Source organism: Micromonospora sp. NBC_00421 (assembly GCF_036017915.1).
In the GTDB taxonomy this organism is placed as follows: domain Bacteria; phylum Actinomycetota; class Actinomycetes; order Mycobacteriales; family Micromonosporaceae; genus Micromonospora.
Window position 1 is genome coordinate 3,740,732 of sequence record NZ_CP107929.1, and the last position, 17,385, is coordinate 3,758,116.

The window sequence follows — 17,385 nt, forward strand, 5'->3', positions numbered from 1 at the left end:
GTCGCCACCTTCGCGCTCGGATCCGGCCCGCCGGATCACCCACAGTGCGATCGACCATAATGCATGTCGACGACGGGCGGCGGGACCACCCGAGGTGGGGGCGGTCGGACCGCCCCCACCTCACCGGTTCTGCCCCGCAGCCGGCGGGGTCGCCATCTTGTGGTTCTGACCGGGGATGCGGAAGTGGTGGAAGCTGACCGTGGCGCTCACGTCCAGGGCCTCCACCCAGTGCCACCACCCCACTGGGACGAACAGCAGTTGGCCCGGTTCCAGCACCGTTTCCAGCACCGTCGCCTCGGCGTACCGGGGGTGCCGGGTGAGGTCCGGGTGCGCCGCGTCGACCGCGCTGAACGTGCCGCCGCGCGGATAGACCAGGTGCCGCTCGTACGACGGGACCAGCCGGACGTGCTTGCGGCCGAGCACCTGGCCGAGCAGCACCGAGCTGTTGTCCACGTGCAGCGGGGTCACCGTGCCGGCCGGTCCCAACAGCAGGTGCCCGAGCCCCGACGGGTCCACGATGCCCTCCGGGGTGCGGATGTCGGCGGCGAGCGGGCGCAGCGCCCCGGACCAGTTCTCGTTGCGCGGCACCATGTAGTAGTCGTTGGTGCGGGTGCCCGAGCCGAGCAGCGCCAGGTAGTCGCGGAACGGCATGCTGGTGCGGTGCCTGTCGTACTGCCAGGCGTGGTCCGGGTTGGTGTCCCGCCCGGTCATCACCTCGACCACGGCGTCGCCACAGGCCGCCGCCAGGCCGTCCAGCGTCCAGCCGAGGGCGGGCCAGTCGGCCATCAGGCCGTCCAGCACCACAGGTCGGTTGCCGAAGTAGTACCGGGAGAAGAACTCCTCCGGCGCGAGGTCCGCACGCCGGTCCAGGGTCCGCCCCCCGTCGCTGTCGCGCAGCGTCCGGTACGTGTCGAGCACCGACTCCAGCCAGTCGTAGCGCAGCGCGAGCCGGCGGCACACCGCGAAGTACGGGTGGTCGGTCAGTTCCCGCAGTTCGGCGTCGACGGCCTCGGGGGTGCCGGACCCGGCGACGGCGGTGGCCCGTGCCTGCGCCACCGACACGCCCATGGCCAGGTTCTCGACCAGCCACTCCCGCCACGCGGGGTCGAGCCGGGGTGGGACGAGCGTGGTCATGCCACGGCCACCGGGACGGCGGTGAGCCGGGCCGGTCGCGCCGCCTCCTGGCAGGTCGGGTACGAGTTCTTCACGTGCTCGGGGAAGTGCTCGGCGGCCGGCGACGGGGTCGGTCGCGCCTCGCGGGCGTACTCCTGGCAGTTGACGTAGGAGTTCTTGACGTGGGCCGGGATGTGGTCCGGCGGCGGGGTGAGCCGCGCCTCGCGGGCGTACTCCTCGCAGTTGACGTAGGAGCCCTTGACGTGGGCGGGGAAATGGTCCGGAAGAGTGGTCATGGGCCCAGTCAACGGGCCGGGGCGTCCCGGCCACCAGGGACCGGCGTCCCGGCCGCCCGGGACGTTCCCGCAGCTCATGGGTAGACTCCCGGCCGGAAACGATCACCGGAAGGGCCCATGACCAAGAGGTACGAGCTACCGCTGCTGGTGCTGACCGCGGCGACCGGGGCGGTCGACGGCGTCAGCTACCTCGCCCTGGACCGCGTCTTCACCGGCAACATGACGGGCAACGTGCTCTTCATCGGTTTCGGGCTGGCCGGGGTGTCCGGCCTGCCGGTGCTCAACAACCTGGTGGCGCTGCTGGCGTTCATGGTCGGCGCGGTGCTCGCCGCCCGGCTGACCCGCCGTGCGTCGGGTCCCGCGACGCTGCCCGCCGCCGGCCTGGCCATCCTGGTCGGCGGCAGCGTGCTGACGCTCGTCCTGGCCGGGGTCTGGCTCGCCACCGGCCCGCCGACCCACGGGGCGATGCTGGTCACGACCGGGCTGCTCGCCCTGGTGCTCGGCGCGCAGGCCGCAGCGGTCAAGCACATCGGCATCCGGGACCTCTCCACGGTGGTGGTCACCATGACCATGGTGAACCTCTCCACCGACAGCCGGGCCGCCGGCGGCCCCGGTACGGCCTGGGCGCGACGGTTCGGGGCGATCACCGCGATGGGGTTGGGCGCCTTCGTCTCCGCGGTGCTGACGTTGCGGGTGAACGGGGCGGTGGCGCTTGTCGTGGCCGGCGTGTTGTTGACGGTCGGCACGACGCTGATCGCGGTGATCCGCCACCGGGAGGTCACCGCCGCGGCGTCGGCTGACGGCGGACCGGCCCCCACCGGTCCCTGACCCCGGCACCCACAACGCACCGGTCCGCCGACCGGCCACCAGGCGCTGACCGCCCGCCCTCGGCCCACGGCCGGCCCACCCACGCGCGCTGGCCCGCCGCTCCCACGCTCACCGGTTCGGCCCGCTGTCGGGGTTCAGGTCTGCGGGCTGAGTCCCGCCACGGCCATCCGGAACAGCCGGTTCGCCCGGGCGGCGGGGTCGGGGTGGTGCTCGGTGGCCAGGACGATGCCGACGACCAGCGTGATCAGATCCCCGACCGTGACGTCCGCCGCGATCGCGTTGTCGCGGACGGCCCGGCGCAGCAACGGCCCGGCCGCCTCCTCCAGCGCCGCCGAGCAGCTGTTCTGGTGCACCGGGTCGGCCGGAGCGCCGTCGTAGGCCAGGGCGGCTGCCAGCCCCCGGGCGGAGACGGAGTAGGTGACCACGTCACCGAGCCATTCCAGCAGCGCCGTCCGGCTGTCGCCCCGGTCGGTCAACTCCCCGGCGCGGACCCGCAGGGCCTCGATCCGTTCCCGGGAGACCGCCTCCAGCAACGCCCGTCGGGTGGGGAAGTGCCGGCGCACGGTCGCCGAGCCGACCCCTGCGGTACGGGCGATCTGCTCCAGGGAGGCACCGGCCCCGTGGGCGGCGACCTCCCGTTCGGCCACGGTGAGGATGCGGGCGTAGTTGCGCCGGGCGTCGGCGCGCTGGCCGTCGGGCATGGCGTCCTCTCCGAGCTTGCTAAGTGGCGGGGCCCGCCGTATCCTACCCGACAATAAACGGCGGGCCCCGCCGTTTAACCGAAGGAGTGCCATGTCCGCAGCTTCCGCCCCCGTCCTGGTCACCGGCGCGACCGGCAGGCAGGGCGGTGCCACCGTCCGCGCCCTGCGCGCCGCCGGGGTCCCCGTCCGCGCCCTGGTCCGTGATCCGGACACCGAACGGGCCCGGGCCGTCGCCGCGCTCGGCGTCGAGCTGGTCACCGGCGACCTGCTCGACCGCGATTCGGTGGTGCGGGCCGCCGAGGGCACCCGCGCCGTCTTCTCGGTGCAGATGCCCCCGATGAACGCGGCGGGCTTCGACTTCCCCGGCGAGGTGGCCCAGGGCGTCAACCTGGTCGAGGGCGCGCGGGCGGCCGGGGTACCGCAGTTCGTGCACACCTCCGTCACCGGTGCCGGTCAGCACGTCGAGGCGCCCGGCTGGGCCGAGGGTCGCTGGGCCTCGATGGCACCCACCCTGGGCGCCAAGAGCGCGATCCAGGACCGGGTCCGCACGGCCGGCTTCCGGCACTGGACGCTGCTCAAACCAGGCTTCTTCATGGACAACTTCCTGCCGTCCATGGCCTTCCTGTTCCCGCGTGGCGTCGAGGGCGGGCTGGTCAGCGTCCTACGCCCGGAGACCCGGCTGTCGCTTGTCGCGACGGACGACATCGGGCGGGCCGCCGCAGCGGCCTTCACCGACCCGGAGCGCTTCGACCGGGTCGAGCTGGAACTGGCGAGCGACCACCTGTCGATGACCGAGATCGCCGAGGTGCTCTCCCGGGCGCTGGGCGTCCGACTGTCCGCGCCACGGATGACCGAGCAGGAGGCCCTCGCCGCGGGCATGCCGGCGATGGGTGCCAGCCACGAGTGGCTGAACGCGGTCCCCCAGCCGGCCCGCCCGCAGGACGCGCGGGCGCTCGGCCTCCCCCTCACCAGCTTCGACGCGTGGGCACGGGAGCACATGCGGGCGGACGCCTGACCCCACGACCTGCGGTGGGCGGCTCCATGCCGCCACCACGGGCGGGGAAGGCCAAAAACTTTTGTGGGGTTCCTACAACGGTCACCGCTCAGGGTTCGGTGATTACGACATGGCGCTACCGGCCGGCACCCGGCAGGGTGATCGCTGTCGGGGGTCGATGCCTTGCGGCGCGTACTCGTGGGTCTACCGGAGGAGTCGGTCGGGTGTTCAGCCGTGTCGCCATCGTCAACCGGGGTGAGGCCGCGATGCGCCTCATCCACGCGGTCCGAGAGCTGGCCGCGCAGACCGACACCCGGATCGAGACAGTGGCCCTGCATACCGACGTCGATCGCACCGCGACGTTCGTCCGCGAGGCCGACATCGCCTACGACCTCGGTCCCGCCGCCGCCCGACCGTACCTCGACCTGAAGAAGCTGGAGCACGCCCTGGTCGAGACCGGGGCCGACGCCGCCTGGGTCGGCTGGGGTTTCGTGGCCGAGGACCCGGCCTTCGCGGAGCTGTGCGAGAAGATCGGGGTCACCTTCGTCGGGCCCAGCCCGGACGCGATGCGCAAGCTCGGCGACAAGATCGGCGCGAAGCTGATCGCCGAGGAGGTCGGCGTGCCGGTCGCGCCGTGGAGCCGGGGCGCGGTGGAGACCCTGGAGGCCGCGATCGCCGCCGCCGCCGAGATCGGCTACCCGCTGATGCTCAAGGCGACCGCCGGTGGCGGTGGGCGGGGCATCCGGGTCGTCACCAGCGACGCCGAGCTGGCCGACGCCTACCAACGCACCAGCCAGGAGGCGGCGCGGGCCTTCGGCAGCGGGATCGTGTTCCTGGAGCGCCTGGTCACCGGTGCCCGGCACGTCGAGGTCCAGGTGATCGCGGACGGTCAGGGCACCGCCTGGGCGCTCGGCGTCCGGGACTGCTCGGTGCAGCGGCGCAACCAGAAGGTCATCGAGGAGTCCTCCTCGCCGGTGCTCGGCCCGGAGCAGACGGCCGAGCTCAAGTCGTCGGCCGAGCGGCTGGCCGTCGCGGTCGGCTACCGCGGCGCGGCGACCGTCGAGTTCCTCTACCACCCCGGTGACCGGCTGTTCGCCTTCCTGGAGGTCAACACCCGACTCCAGGTGGAGCACCCGATCACCGAGTTGACCACCGGATTCGACCTGGTCAAGGCGCAACTGCACGTCGCCGCGGGTGGCCGGCTCGACGGCGTGCCGCCGCTGGAGCGCGGGCACGCCATCGAGGCCCGGCTCAACGCCGAGGACCCGGACCGCGACTTCGCACCGGCCCCCGGCCGGATCGCCCGGCTGGACCTGCCCGCCGGGCCGGGCATCCGGGTGGACACCGGGGTGAGCGAGGGCGACACCATCCCGGCCGACTTCGACTCGATGATCGCGAAGATCATCGCGTACGGCCGGGACCGCGACGAGGCGCTCGGCCGGCTGCGCCGGGCGATGGCCGACACCACGGTGATCATCGAGGGCGGCGCGACGAACAAGAGCTTCGTGCTCGACCTGCTCGACCAGCCCGAGGTGATCGACGCCAGCGCCGACACCGGATGGATCGACCGGGTACGCGCCGAAGGCCGGCTCGTCTCGCACCGGCACTCCGCCGTCGCGCTCGCCGCCGCCGCCATCGAGGCGTACGAGGAGCAGGAGCGCGCCGAACAGCAACGGCTGCTGTCGACGGCGTCCGGCGGGCGTCCGCAGGTGCAGCACACGAGCGGTCGGCCGTTGGACCTCAAACTGCGCGGCGTCGGCTACCGGATGCGGGTGGCCCGGGTCGGCGCGCACCGGTTCCGGGTCGGCATCGAGGCCGGTGGCGACGTGCACACCGCCGACGTCGAGCTGGACCGCTTCGACCGGCACACCGGCCAGATCGCCGTCAACGGCGTGCGGTACCGGCTGCTCACCGGGACCCACGGGGCGATCCACCTGGTCGAGGTCGACGGGGTGACCCACCGGGTCGGCCGCGACGAGGGTGGCGTGGTCCGCTCGCCGATGCCCGCGCTGGTCGTCGCGACGCCGGTGGAGGTCGGCGCCGAGGTGGAGGCGGGCGCACCGGTGCTGGTGCTGGAGGCGATGAAGATGGAGACGGTGCTACGGGCACCGTTCCGGGCCCGGCTCAAGGAGTGCGGGGTCTCCGTCGGCAGCCAGGTGGAGGCCGGTGCGGCGTTGCTGCGGCTGGAGCCGCTCGCCGACGACACCGACGAGCCCACCGACGCCCCCACCGCCGCCCCGGTCGCGCTGGACCTGCCCACCGCACCCGACCAGGCCCCGGCCATCGAACGTTCCCGGCGCGGTCAGGAGGACCTGCGCGGCCTGCTGCTGGGCTTCGACGTGGACCCGCACGACGACGGCCGGGTGCTCGACGAGTACCTCTCCGCGCGGCGGGCCGCCGTCGAGGACGGCCACCGCCCGCTGGCCGAGGAGATCGACCTCGTCGACGTCTTCGCCGACCTCGCCGAACTCAGCCGCAACCGGCTGACCGGTGAGGACGGCAGCGGCGACAGCCACGCCCCCAGCGCCCGCGAGTACTTCCACACCTATCTGCAGAGCCTCGACGTCGAGCGGGCCGGGCTGCCCGCGCCCTTCCAGGCCAAGCTGGCCAAGGCGCTCGGGCACTACGGCGTCACCGACCTGGAGCGCACCCCCGCGGTCGAGGCGGCCGTGTTCCGGATCTTCCTGGCCCAGCAGCGGGCGTCTGCCGACGCCACGGTGGTCGCGACGCTACTGCGCACCTGGCTGCGCGAGCCCCCGCCGGACTCGGTGCTGCGCGAGCCCGCCGGCCTCGCACTGGAGCGGCTGGTGGCGGCCACCCAGGTCCGTTTCCCGGTGGTCGCCGACCTGGCGCGGGGCGTGGTGTTCGCCTGGTTCGCCCAGCCGCTGCTGCTGCGCAACCGCGCCCGCCTGTACGCCTCGGTCCGCCGGCACCTGCGCCACCTGGACGCCCACCCGGACTCGGCGGACCGCACCGAGCGGGTCGCGGAGATGGTCCGCAGCACCGAGCCACTGGTCCGGGTGCTCGGCCAGCGGCTCGTCCGGGACCACCTCGACAACGCGGTGATGCTGGAGGTGCTGACCCGGCGGTACTACGGCAACAAGGGCCTCGCCGACGTACGCACCCGTCGGGTCGCCGACTGTACGTTCGTGGTCGCCGAGCGGGCCGACTCCAGCCTGCTCTCCGCAGCAGTACGGTTCGACGCGCTGGGCGACGCGCTGCGCGGGCTCGGCGAGCTGGCCGGTGACGGGTCCGCCGTCGACGCCGACATCTACCTCGGCTGGGAGAACCAGCCTGAGGACTTCGACGCGATGGCCGCCGCGCTGCTGGAGGTGGTCAACGCGCACCCGCTGCCGGCCCAGGTCCGCCGGCTCACCACCACCGTCGCCGGGCGCGGCGGCGCGGTGATGCACCACCACTTCACGTTCCGCCCGTCGAGCACCGGGATGAGCGAGGAGCGGCTGATCCGGGGTCTGCACCCGTACATCGCACAGCGGATGCAGTTGGAGCGGCTGCGCAAGTTCGACCTGACCCGGCTGCCGTCGTCGGACGAGGAGGTCTACCTCTTCCAGGCCGTCGCACGGGAGAACCCGTCGGACGAGCGGCTCGTCGCGTTCGCCCAGGTGCGTGACCTCACCCCGCTACGCGAGCAGGACGGGCGGCTGGTCGCCCTGCCGACGGCCGAGGACATCGTCGCCACCTGCCTGGACTCGATCCGCCGGGCGCAGACCCGCCGCCCGTCGAAGACCCGTTTCCACACCAACCGGATCGTCATCTACGTCTGGCCGCCGAGCGACCTGACCCGCGAGGAGATGGAGATGATCGCCGGGCGGGTCCGCCCGACGACGGTCGGTGCCGGCCTGGAGGAGATCCTGTTCATCGCGCGGCAGCGCGACCGCCGTACCGGCGAGCTCAACAAGATCGCGGTACGGATCTCCTTCGACGCCACCGGCGGAGCCGAACTGAGCATGGGCGAGCCGCCTGTCGAGCCGGTCGAGCCGCTCGACGACTACCGGCTCAAGGTGCTGCGGGCCAGCAGCCGCAACACGGTCTACCCGTACGAACTGACCGGGCTGCTCGGTCAGTTCGTCGAGCACGACCTCGACGGCGACCACGCGTTGGTGCCGGTGGACCGGCCCCGGGGCCGCAACACGGCGGCGATCGTGGCGGGCGTGGTGACCACGCCGACGCCGAGGCATCCGCAGGGCGTGACCCGGGTGGTGCTGCTCGGTGACCCGACCAAGTCGCTCGGCGCGCTGTCCGAGGCCGAGTGCCGCCGGGTGATCGCCGCCCTGGACCTGGCCGAGCAGCTGCGGGTGCCGCTGGAGTGGTACGCGTTGTCGGCCGGCGCGCGGATCTCGATGAGCTCCGGCACCGAGAACATGGACTGGGTCGCGGCGGCGCTCAAGCGGATCGTCGAGTTCACCCAGGACGGCGGCGAGATCAACATCGTCGTCGCGGGGATCAACGTGGGCGCCCAGCCGTACTGGAACGCCGAGGCGACGATGCTCATGCACACCCGGGGCATCCTGGTGATGACGCCGGAGGCCGCGATGGTGCTCACCGGCAAGCAGTCGCTCGACTTCTCCGGTGGGGTCTCCGCCGAGGACAACTTCGGCATCGGCGGCTACGACCGGGTGATGGGTCCGAACGGGCAGGCGCAGTACTGGGCGCCCAACCTGACGGCGGCGCGGGACGTGCTGATGTCGTACTACGACCACACGTACGTCGCGCCCGGGGAGGACGCGCCGCGCCGGGCGACCACCGCCGACCCGGTCGACCGGGACGTCTCCACCTTCCCGCACACCGTGGCCGGCAGCGACTTCAGCACCGTCGGCGAGATCTTCTCGGCCACCGCGAACCCGGACCGCAAGAAGCCGTTCGACATCCGTACGGTGATGCGGGCGCTTGCCGACCAGGACCACCCGGTGCTGGAGCGCTGGGCGGGCATGGCCGACGCGGAGACCGCGGTGGTGCAGGACGTCCACCTCGGCGGCATCCCGGTCTGCCTGCTCGGCATCGAGTCCCGGTCGGTGCCCCGCCGGGGCTTCCCGCCCACCGACGGCCCGGACACCTACACCGCGGGCACCCTGTTCCCCCGTTCGTCCAAGAAGGCCGCGCGGGCGATCAACGCGGCAAGCGGCAACCGGCCGCTGGTGGTGCTGGCCAACCTGTCGGGCTTCGACGGCTCACCCGAGTCGATGCGCAAGCTGCAACTGGAGTACGGTGCCGAGATCGGTCGGGCGATCGTCAACTTCCGTGGGCCGATCGTGTTCTGCGTGATCTCCCGGTACCACGGTGGGGCGTTCGTGGTCTTCTCCAAGGCGCTGAACCCGAACATGACAGTGCTGGCGCTGGAGGGCTCGTTCGCCTCGGTGCTCGGCGGCGCCCCGGCCGCGGCGGTGGTGTTCTCCGGCGACGTCAACGCCCGTACCGCTGCCGACCTGCGGGTACGCGACCTGGAGGCCCGGGTCGCGGCGGCTGCCGGCACCGAGCGGGCGTCGTTGACCGCAGAACTCGACGAGATCCGCTCGTCGGTCCGCGCCGAGAAGCTCGGCGAGGTGGCGGCGGAGTTCGACCGGGTGCACAACATCCAGCGGGCGGTGGAGGTCGGCTCGGTCGACGCGGTGATCCGGGCCGCCGAACTCCGCCCCCGCATCATCGAGGCGATCGAGTCCCGACTGCGGTGACGCCGGTCGGGCCCGGCCAACCCGCCGGGCCCGACCGGTCCACCAGGCCCGCCGGGCCCGACCGGTCCACCAGGCCCGCCGGGTCCGGCAGGTCCGGCAGGTCCGGCAGGTCCGGCAGGTCCGGCAGGTCTAACCGGACCGGCGGGTGCACGGGTGCCCGCGAGCGGCCGGTCGGTGGGCGTGGCGGCTCAGGCCCCGAGCCGCCGATGCCGGCTGCCGCCCGCCCGCCCGCCCGCCCGGGAGTGTTGTGGGCGCGGCGCTCGGACCAACTGCCAGTGCCCGGGCAGGCCAGAAAGTGTCGTGGGCGTGGCGGCTCGGGCCGAACTGCCAGTGTGCCGGCTGGCCGCCCGGAAGGTGTTGTCGCGGACAGCCTTATGTCCCACCGTCATATTTATGACGGTGGGACATAAGGCTGTCCGGGCATGGGCCGGCCCGCCCGGTGCGAGGGGGGCCGGGCACCGACGTCGCCTACAGCGACCGGCCGGGTGACAGCCAGAACGACCAGGCGGCCCAGCCAGGCAGCCGCGACCAAGGTGCTGCCGGCCCCGACCACGACAGGCGCAGCCGGCCCGACCACAACCAAGGTGCCCCCCGACCACGACAAGAGTGCAGCCGGCCCGAGCACGACGAAGGGCAGCCAGGCCGACCACGGCGAGAACGCAGCGGGGCGACGGGTCAGCCGGTGGCGGGGGTCCCCGCGTCGGCCAGCAGTCGTTGGCGCATCAGGAACTTGCGGACCTTGCCCGTCGGGCCCATCACCACCCCGTCGGCGGGCACCGTGACCACCCGTCGGAGCGTCCCGCCGACCACCGGGCCGAGCGCGGTGCGGACCTGGTCGGACCGGTCGAGCGCCGGGTCGGCGTCCTCGGCGAGCAGGAGCAGCACCTCGGTGACGATCCGGTCGTCGGCCTCCCGGGCCGCGATGACGGTGCAGTCGCGGACGTCCGGGCAGTGTTTCAGGATGCGCTCCTCGGACAGCGCCGTGTAGAGCCAGTTGCCGTCGCCCAGGTCGACCGCGTCGCTGGCCCGGTCGACGTGGTGGTAGTTGCCCTCCGGGTCGCGGTACATCAGGTCACCGGTCAGGTAGTAGCCGTTGAGCCTGGTGCGGAAGGTGTTGACCGAGTCGTTCCAGTACCCGAGCGCCAACGTCGGTGACTTGAGCCCGACGTGCCCCACCTCCCCCTCGGCGACCTCCTCGCCGGTGGTCACGTCGAGCAGGGCGATCTGCGCGAACGGGTACGGCTTGCCGACGCAGCGGTCGTAGTGGTCGCTGCCGAGGCGGTGGCTGATCCGGAAAGCGCCGTGGCCCATCTCGGTGGAGCCGAGCATGTCGACGAACTTGGAGCCGGGCACGTCGACCATGCCCTCCCGGGTGTACGTGGGGTGGCTGCCCACCGCGACCAGCCGGCGGACGTGCGACTCGTGGGCGCAGTCCCCGGTGTTGAACCAGTTGCGCACCGAACTCAGGTCACGGGTGGTCAGGTCGTACCGGGCCAGCTCGGACCAGGTCACCGCGAAGCCGAAGACGCCGGTCGGTCGCCAGCGCTCGATGGCGTCGAGGATCGTCTCGGCACTGCGCGCGAACGGGCCGCCCTGCGCTGACAGGTAGAGCAACTGGTAACCGTTGCAGAGCGCCTGGTTGACGGTGATGATGCCGGCGGTGTGCGCGGCCGGCAGCACGGAGAGCTCCCGCACCTCGCCGTACGGGCGGGACTCGGTGAGCCGGACCGCCCGGATGGCGGCGAACAGCCCGTGGTGCGAGTGGACGATCGCGGCCGGTACCCGGGTGGTGCCCGACGAGTGGGTGATGACGACCGGGTCCTCGGGGTGGTGGCGGTAGTGCGGTGGGGCCTGGTCGGGGTCGCCGGTGCCGGTCTCCGCCGCGTCACCGAGGATCGGCACCCCGAGGTCGTGCTCGCGCAGCGCGGCGTGGTCGGCGTCGACGACCACCCCGACGCCGCGCAGCCGCCTGATGAACTCGGCCGCCAACTCGATCGGCATGTTGCCGTTCATCAGGGCCGGGATCGCGCCGAGCCGGGTGAGGGCCAGGAAGTTGAGGAACACGTCGGGCGCGGACGTCACGTAGACCGCGACCGGGTCCCGCCAGCCGATGCCGCGTCGCCGGAACCAGTCCGCCCGGGCGGCGACCCGCTCGGTCAGGGTGGCCAGGGACAGCGGCGTCCAGGCGGGGATGCCGTCCACGTCGACGTCGAAGGTGATCCGTGGTGAGTCCGGGTCGACGCCGTGTTCGGCCAGTCTGAGCAGCACGTTGCCGGCCCCCAGCTCCATGTCGGCCGCCAGGGTCGCCCGGAAGTTGTCGGCACCCAACGAGTTGTCTCCTCATCTGACACGCTCACGGCCGCCGCACCCCGGCGCGACGGCCGATCTGGGACACGCTCAGGCTAGAGCGCCGACCCCCGGCAGACAATGGCCAACATCAATTCTGGGTACGCCGGCCCGGTATCCGCCCGTCGCAGCCCGCGATCCGCCCCGGCAGGCCGCGATCCGCAGACGTCAGGAGACCTCGCGGTTGAACAGGTGCGACGACCAGACCAGGCTGACCGCGGCCAGCCCGATCATGATGAGAGCACCCTGCCAGACCACGGGCGCGGCGAGCTGGCCGTTGAACAACGCCCGCATCCCGTTGGTCGCCCAGGCGAACGGGTTCCAGAAGGCAACCTGCTGGATCCACAGCGGGGCCAGCACGAGCGGGATGAGCACCCCGGCGAGTAGTGACACCGGCTGGCCCACGGTGTTGACCAGCACGCCGAGGCTGTTCTCGTTGCGCACCAACAGCGCGATGTCGTACGAGATCGAGGTGCTCAACAGCACCATCACCGACAGCAGCGCGTACGAGACGAGCAGGTTGCCCAGCTGCACGCGCAGCCCGAAGGGCAACGCCACGAGCGTGATGACCACCGCCTGCACCACGTTCAGGCAGACGTGCATCATGGCCCGGCCCAGCAGCAGGCCGGTCCGGCTGACCGGGGTCACCCGGCACCTGTCGATGATGCCGGCGCGCAGGGCGCTCAGCAGGCCGTAGCCGGCGAACAGCCCACCGAACAGGCCCATCGCCACGAACAGGCCGGGTACGTAGATGCGGTAGGCGTCGGCGTAGGTGGAGGCGCCCCGGTCCACCATCACCACCTTGAGGAACGGGGCGAACAGGACGAGATAGGTGATCGGCTGGGCCAGGCTGAACGCCACCATCACCGGGTTGCGCACCATCAGGCCGACCTCCTGCTGGAAGATCAACCAGGTGTCCCGGACCAGTTTCACTGCGGCTCCTCTCGCACCGGCGGTCACTCCTCGAGCGACCGGCCGGTCTTGGCCAGGAAGACGTCGTCCAGGCTGGGTCGGCGGGCCTCGATCGCCCCGGGCTCGATCCCCCGGCCCAGCAGGGTACGCATGATCTGCGGGATGGCGGTCGCGGCGCTGTCCACATAGAGCCGCAGGGTGCCGTCGACGGCTTCCGACGAGTGCACGTAGGGCTGTTCGGCGAGCAACTTCGTGGCGATCGGCAGCTCGGCGTCGGCCGGACCGTCCGCGACGTCGGTGCGGTTCAGGTCGATCGCGACCACGTCCCCGGAGATCTCCCGCTTGAGATCCGACGGGGTGCCCTCGGCGACGATCCGCCCACCGTCGATGATGGATACGCGGTCGCACAGGGTGTCGGCCTCGTCGAGGTAGTGCGTGGTGAGGAAGATCGTCATGCCCTCCTCGCGCAACCGCCTGACCTCCTGCCACATGCGTACCCGGCTGGGTGGGTCCAGCCCGGCGGTCGGCTCGTCCAGGAAGATGATCTGCGGCGAGTGGATGACCCCGAGCGCGACGTCGAGCCGACGCCGCTGCCCCCCGGAGTAGGTCCGGATCCGGCGATCGGCGAAGTCGGCGAGCTGGAACGCCCCGATCGCCGCCTCGGCCCGGCGCTGCGCGTCGGCCTTGGCCAGGCCGTACAGCCGGGCCTGGAGCACCAGGTCACGGCGGGCGGTCGAGTCGTCGTAGGTGCCGCTGGCCTGGGCCACGAAGCCGATCCGCCGGCGTACCTGGGCGGGGTCCCGCAGCAGGTCGACGCCCGCGATCGCCGCCCGGCCCCCGTCCGGGCGGATCAGCGTGGCAAGCATCCGCAGGGTGGTGGACTTGCCCGCGCCGTTGGGGCCGAGAAAGCCGACGATCTCGCCGCGCCCCACGGCGAAGTCCACCCCCCGCACCGCCTCGACGGTGCTGGCATGGCGACCACGCCCGACCCGGTAGGACTTGCGGAGGCCGGTGGCCTCGATCATCGAGCCTCCTCGTACGGCGACGACGCCGGGCCACGTCGGTGTCGACCGTGGACGGCGACACCTGCGCCGTGCGTCAGGTCAGGCTAGTGGGGCCGTACCCGTAGGACAATGGTCGATGCGTCGGGCGGCCAGGGCCGCGAGGTGCCGGGCCGCCGCGACCGCCCCGCCGGCGGCGGCGAACGACTCGCCGACCCGGCGGGCCCGCGCCCGGTAGCCGGGTTCGTCGAGGACGGCGGTGAGCGCGGCGGTGAGGTCGGCCGGGGTCGCCGACCGGAAGGACACCTCGATTCCGGCGCCCGCCTCGGTCACCTGGCGGGCCACCGCCGGGTGGTCGTGCCGGATCGGCGCGACGACCACCGGAACGCCGTGGGCCAGCGCCTCGGTGACGGTGCCCAGCCCCCCGTGGGAGACCAGCGCGTCGAGCCGGGGCATCAGCTCCAGCACCGGCACCCGGGGCGCGACAAGCACGTGCGCGGGCGGGTCGGGCACCAGGTCGGGTGGGGCGGTCAGCACCACCTGCACCCGGTCGGCGAGCGGTGCCGTCGCCGCCACCACCCGCTGGTAGAAGTCCCGGGCCAGGTGCTCGGCCATCGTCCCGACGGTGACCAGCACGTGCCGGCGGGTCGGGTCCCAGGCGTCCCAGGCGAAGCCCGGGGCGCCTGGGCGGTGACCCAGGGCCGGGCCGGTCAACACACACTGCTCCGGCAGTGGCGTCGCGCCGGTCAGCGCCGTGCTGGTCAGGCCGATCACCAGGTACGGCGAGAACCGCAGGTCGATCGTCTCGTCGACGGGCAGGTCGGTCATCGCCCAGACCTTGGGCAACTGCGCACGGACCCGGTCGGTGAACTCGGGCAGGTACTCCGGCGGCGGGGTGAGCTCCAGGGTGCCGACGCAGAAGGTGGCCCAGGGCACCCCGTGCCGGTGGGCGGCCAACGCACCGGCCAGCGCGTACTGGTCGACGACGGCGACGTCGGGGCGGTAGTCCGCGACCGCCCGGTCGGCGGCGTCCCGGATGAAGCGGTTGACCGGCAGCACGTGCCCCTCCCAGAGGCTGCGCACCGAGGCCATGCCGGATTCGCCGTCGAGGCGGAAGTACCGCTTGCCGGTCGGGTAGAGCGTCGCGTCGGGGCCGATCAGCGGGCGCAGGTCGCTGCGCGGCCCGCACCAGGCCACCTCGTGCCCGGCGGCCTGGAGCGCCTGGCCGATGGCGAGCGGGGCGTTGAGGTGGGACACCACAGGCAGTACGACGAACAGGAAGCGGGCCACGTCGATATTCTGGCACGCGTTGACATCGGCGCATGCCGCTGATGGGATTCAGCTCGTGGCTATCGACGACCGACGGGCACGGACGGCACCGTCCACTGTGTTCGACAACCGGGTGGTCCCGGTCGTGGCTGGTCGCCAGGTGGCCCCGGCACCGGCAGCATGACGGCGCTCGACGCGGTCTCGGTCCACCTGCCGCAGCGCCGCGTCCCGATCGAGAGCTTGGCCGGCCCGCTCGGGCTGACCGACATGCAGGTCCGGCTGTTCCGTCGGTTCCACGGCCTGGACCAGGTCCGCCGCGATCCCGAACTCTCCCTGCACGACCTGCTGCTGCACGCGGCGACCGGGCTCACCGCACTGCGCGGGCAGGAGCACCGGGTCCGGTTCGTGCTGTACGGGCGGGCGTTCCCCGTCGTGGTGCCGTACCCGGTCAACCCGCTGCACGACGTCTGCCGCGCGCTGGGGCTCGGTCATGCGGTCGCCTTCACCCTGACCCAGCAGTCCTGTGCCAGCGCGTTGCTCGCGATCGAGCTGGCCGGTCGGCTCCTGGCCGCCGAGCCGGCGGGGCGGCACGGGCCGGGCGAGGGTCCGCTGGCGCTGGTCCTCACCGGGGAGAAGGCGTTCACCCGGGACGCCCAGTTCATCCCGGAGACCTCGGTCTTCAGCGAGGGGGCGTCCGCGTGCCTGGTCAGCGCCGACGGCCCCCGGGACCGGCTGCTCGGCTACGCGTGCGCGCAGCGGGGCGAGTTCGACGTCGCCGGCGGCGCGTCCGGCGCCCAGTTCCAGCGCGAGTACCGGCCGGCGCTGGCCGAGGTGATCGGGCGGGCCCTGGCGGTGGCCGGGGTGGCCCTCGACGACGTCCGGCTGATCCTGCCGCACAACGTCAACGTGGTGACCTGGCACCGGCTCTGCCGGCTGCTCGGGTTCCCCCGCGACCGGGTGCTGCTCGACAACGTCCGGGAGACCGGCCACGTCTTCTGCGCGGACGCGTTCGTCAACTACCTGACCGCGTGCGACCGCGACCTGCTGCGCCCGGGTGACCGCTACCTGGTCGCCGCCGTCGGGGCCGGCGACGGCGCGACCTTCGCCGCGATGGTCTTCGTCCACTGACCACGCCCCGGCACCGCCCTGTGCGCACCCGACCGATGTGAGGTAAGGAGAGCCGTGCCGGCAGTCCCGTCGACCGACCTGCACCTGATCCGGGCCGCCCGGCGGGCCTTCACCGGGCCGGCCGGGCTGATGCACGACCCGGCCCACCGGGAGCAGTCCCGGCACTACCTGACGGACCTGGCCCGGCAGGACGGTAGGGAGGTGCCGGCCGACCTGTTCGACACGGCGTCCGACTCGCTGGGTCAGTCCTACGCGGAGATGGCCGAGGCGCTGATCCGGGCGCTCGTCGGGCCGGACGAACCGGTGGACCTGCTCGTCCTGGCGTTCTCCCGGCACGACATGCTGCCCGGCCGGGCCACCGCCACCTACCTCAGTCACGTCTGCCCGGGGACTCCGCTCTCCTTCGCCGTCTGCGACCAGGGCTCGGCGGCGGCCTTCAGCGCGCTGCGGATCGCCCACGCGTACGCGTCGTCGGCCGGTTGCCGGCGGGTCCTGCTGATCGCCGTCGAGCAGGCCGTCCTGCCCTACGATCCACCGACGCCCGGCCCGGCCCGGCACCAGGGGGTCGCCCTGCTCTACCGCACCACCACGGCACCGCAGGCACCGGACGAGCACGGCCCGGCACCCGGCGACAGCCCGGCACCGGTGTCGGCGGGCGTCACCGCAGCAGCCGACCCGGCGCCGGATGCCGGGGCGGGGCCGCTCCCCGGATCCGGTGGCCCGGCGGCGTCCACAGGTGACGTGGTGGCTGCGTCGGCCCGGGTGTCGGTGCTCCGCCAGCACCCGGACGTGGCGGCCGACGACGTCGCCGCGCTGGCCGGGTCCGAACTGGCCGCGCTCGCGGCCGGACGCCCCGACGTCCGGGTGCTGCTGAGCGCCGACCTCGCCACGGCCTGGCCGGCGCACCCCGTCGAGCGGGTGACGGTCACGCCCCCGGGGCAGCCGACCACCGGCCTGTGGTGGACCCTGCTCGACCTGCTCGCCACCGACCCGGGCCGGCCCCGGCCGGTGCTGGCCGCCGACTACGACCCCGACCTGCGCTACCTCTGCCTGGTCGAGTGGGCGGGCGGCACGGCGGACCACCCACCGCCGCCCTCCGGCCGGTGA

General features: G+C 73.0%; 12 protein-coding genes. 5 read left to right on the top strand and 7 right to left on the bottom strand.

Annotation, left to right across the window (positions count from 1 at the left end; translation table 11 throughout):
- Positions 1–120 precede the first annotated feature (120 nt).
- On the bottom strand, positions 121–1,134 hold the full coding sequence (locus OHQ87_RS15320) for a cupin-like domain-containing protein (protein WP_328338445.1): 1,014 nt from the start codon (positions 1,132–1,134) through the stop codon (positions 121–123).
- Positions 1,131–1,409 carry a hypothetical protein gene (locus OHQ87_RS15325; protein ID WP_328338446.1) on the bottom strand — a complete coding sequence of 93 codons (279 nt, stop codon included), beginning with the start codon at positions 1,407–1,409 and terminating at the stop codon, positions 1,131–1,133. Before OHQ87_RS15325 ends, OHQ87_RS15320 begins: the two co-directional genes overlap by 4 nt.
- 117 nt (positions 1,410–1,526) lie before the next feature.
- Between OHQ87_RS15325 and OHQ87_RS15330 the strand changes: the two genes are divergently transcribed.
- Positions 1,527–2,237 carry a YoaK family protein gene (locus OHQ87_RS15330; protein WP_328338447.1) on the top strand — a complete coding sequence of 237 codons (711 nt, stop codon included), beginning with the start codon at positions 1,527–1,529 and terminating at the stop codon, positions 2,235–2,237.
- Positions 2,238–2,371: 134 nt separating this feature from the next.
- On the opposite strand, the gene OHQ87_RS15335 is transcribed toward OHQ87_RS15330, so the two are convergent.
- Entirely contained in the window at positions 2,372–2,938 is a 567-nt protein-coding gene (locus OHQ87_RS15335; protein WP_328338448.1) for a TetR/AcrR family transcriptional regulator, read from the bottom strand.
- Positions 2,939–3,029: 91 nt separating this feature from the next.
- Between OHQ87_RS15335 and OHQ87_RS15340 the strand changes: the two genes are divergently transcribed.
- A complete protein-coding gene (locus tag OHQ87_RS15340; RefSeq protein WP_328338449.1) occupies positions 3,030–3,953 on the top strand; it encodes an NmrA/HSCARG family protein in 924 nt (307 codons plus the stop codon).
- A gap of 203 nt (positions 3,954–4,156) precedes the next feature.
- A complete protein-coding gene (locus OHQ87_RS15345; RefSeq protein WP_328338450.1) occupies positions 4,157–9,622 on the top strand; it encodes an ATP-binding protein in 5,466 nt (1,821 codons plus the stop codon).
- Positions 9,623–10,297: 675 nt separating this feature from the next.
- Here OHQ87_RS15345 and OHQ87_RS15350 read toward each other — a convergent pair.
- From OHQ87_RS15350 to OHQ87_RS15365, 4 genes are all read right to left on the bottom strand, one after another.
- Complete coding sequence (locus OHQ87_RS15350) at positions 10,298–11,911, bottom strand: class I adenylate-forming enzyme family protein (RefSeq protein ID WP_328348862.1); 1,614 nt, start codon at positions 11,909–11,911, stop codon at positions 10,298–10,300.
- 225 nt (positions 11,912–12,136) lie between these two features.
- The gene (locus OHQ87_RS15355; protein ID WP_328338452.1) at positions 12,137–12,901 is read right to left on the bottom strand and encodes an ABC transporter permease; all 765 of its coding nucleotides are present in this window, start codon (positions 12,899–12,901) and stop codon (positions 12,137–12,139) included.
- A 23-nt stretch (positions 12,902–12,924) separates the two neighbouring features.
- Entirely contained in the window at positions 12,925–13,905 is a 981-nt protein-coding gene (locus OHQ87_RS15360) for an ATP-binding cassette domain-containing protein (RefSeq protein ID WP_328338453.1), read from the bottom strand.
- A gap of 78 nt (positions 13,906–13,983) precedes the next feature.
- Positions 13,984–15,171: a glycosyltransferase gene (locus tag OHQ87_RS15365; protein ID WP_328338455.1), complete on the bottom strand. Its 1,188-nt coding sequence runs from the start codon at positions 15,169–15,171 to the stop codon at positions 13,984–13,986.
- Between the two features lie 159 nt (positions 15,172–15,330).
- Between OHQ87_RS15365 and OHQ87_RS15370 the strand changes: the two genes are divergently transcribed.
- Together OHQ87_RS15370 and OHQ87_RS15375 are read left to right on the top strand one after the other, a co-directional pair.
- The gene (locus OHQ87_RS15370) at positions 15,331–16,278 is read left to right on the top strand and encodes a 3-oxoacyl-[acyl-carrier-protein] synthase III C-terminal domain-containing protein (protein WP_328338457.1); all 948 of its coding nucleotides are present in this window, start codon (positions 15,331–15,333) and stop codon (positions 16,276–16,278) included.
- 54 nt (positions 16,279–16,332) lie between these two features.
- Positions 16,333–17,385 (top strand): 2-hydroxy-acid oxidase, encoded by a 1,053-nt coding sequence (locus OHQ87_RS15375; RefSeq protein WP_328338459.1) that lies wholly within the window; start codon positions 16,333–16,335, stop codon positions 17,383–17,385.

Excerpts from the sequence above, each read along its gene's own strand:
- OHQ87_RS15370 (WP_328338457.1), top strand. The coding sequence starts at position 15,331 with ATGACGGCGCTCGACGCGGTCTCGGTCCACCTGCCGCAGCGCCGCGTC.
- OHQ87_RS15335 (WP_328338448.1), bottom strand. The coding sequence starts at position 2,938 with ATGCCCGACGGCCAGCGCGCCGACGCCCGGCGCAACTACGCCCGCATC.
- OHQ87_RS15320 (WP_328338445.1), bottom strand. The coding sequence starts at position 1,134 with ATGACCACGCTCGTCCCACCCCGGCTCGACCCCGCGTGGCGGGAGTGG.
- OHQ87_RS15350 (WP_328348862.1), bottom strand. The coding sequence starts at position 11,911 with ATGGAGCTGGGGGCCGGCAACGTGCTGCTCAGACTGGCCGAACACGGC.
- OHQ87_RS15325 (WP_328338446.1), bottom strand. The coding sequence starts at position 1,409 with ATGACCACTCTTCCGGACCATTTCCCCGCCCACGTCAAGGGCTCCTAC.
- OHQ87_RS15330 (WP_328338447.1), top strand. The coding sequence starts at position 1,527 with ATGACCAAGAGGTACGAGCTACCGCTGCTGGTGCTGACCGCGGCGACC.
- OHQ87_RS15340 (WP_328338449.1), top strand. The coding sequence starts at position 3,030 with ATGTCCGCAGCTTCCGCCCCCGTCCTGGTCACCGGCGCGACCGGCAGG.
- OHQ87_RS15360 (WP_328338453.1), bottom strand. The coding sequence starts at position 13,905 with ATGATCGAGGCCACCGGCCTCCGCAAGTCCTACCGGGTCGGGCGTGGT.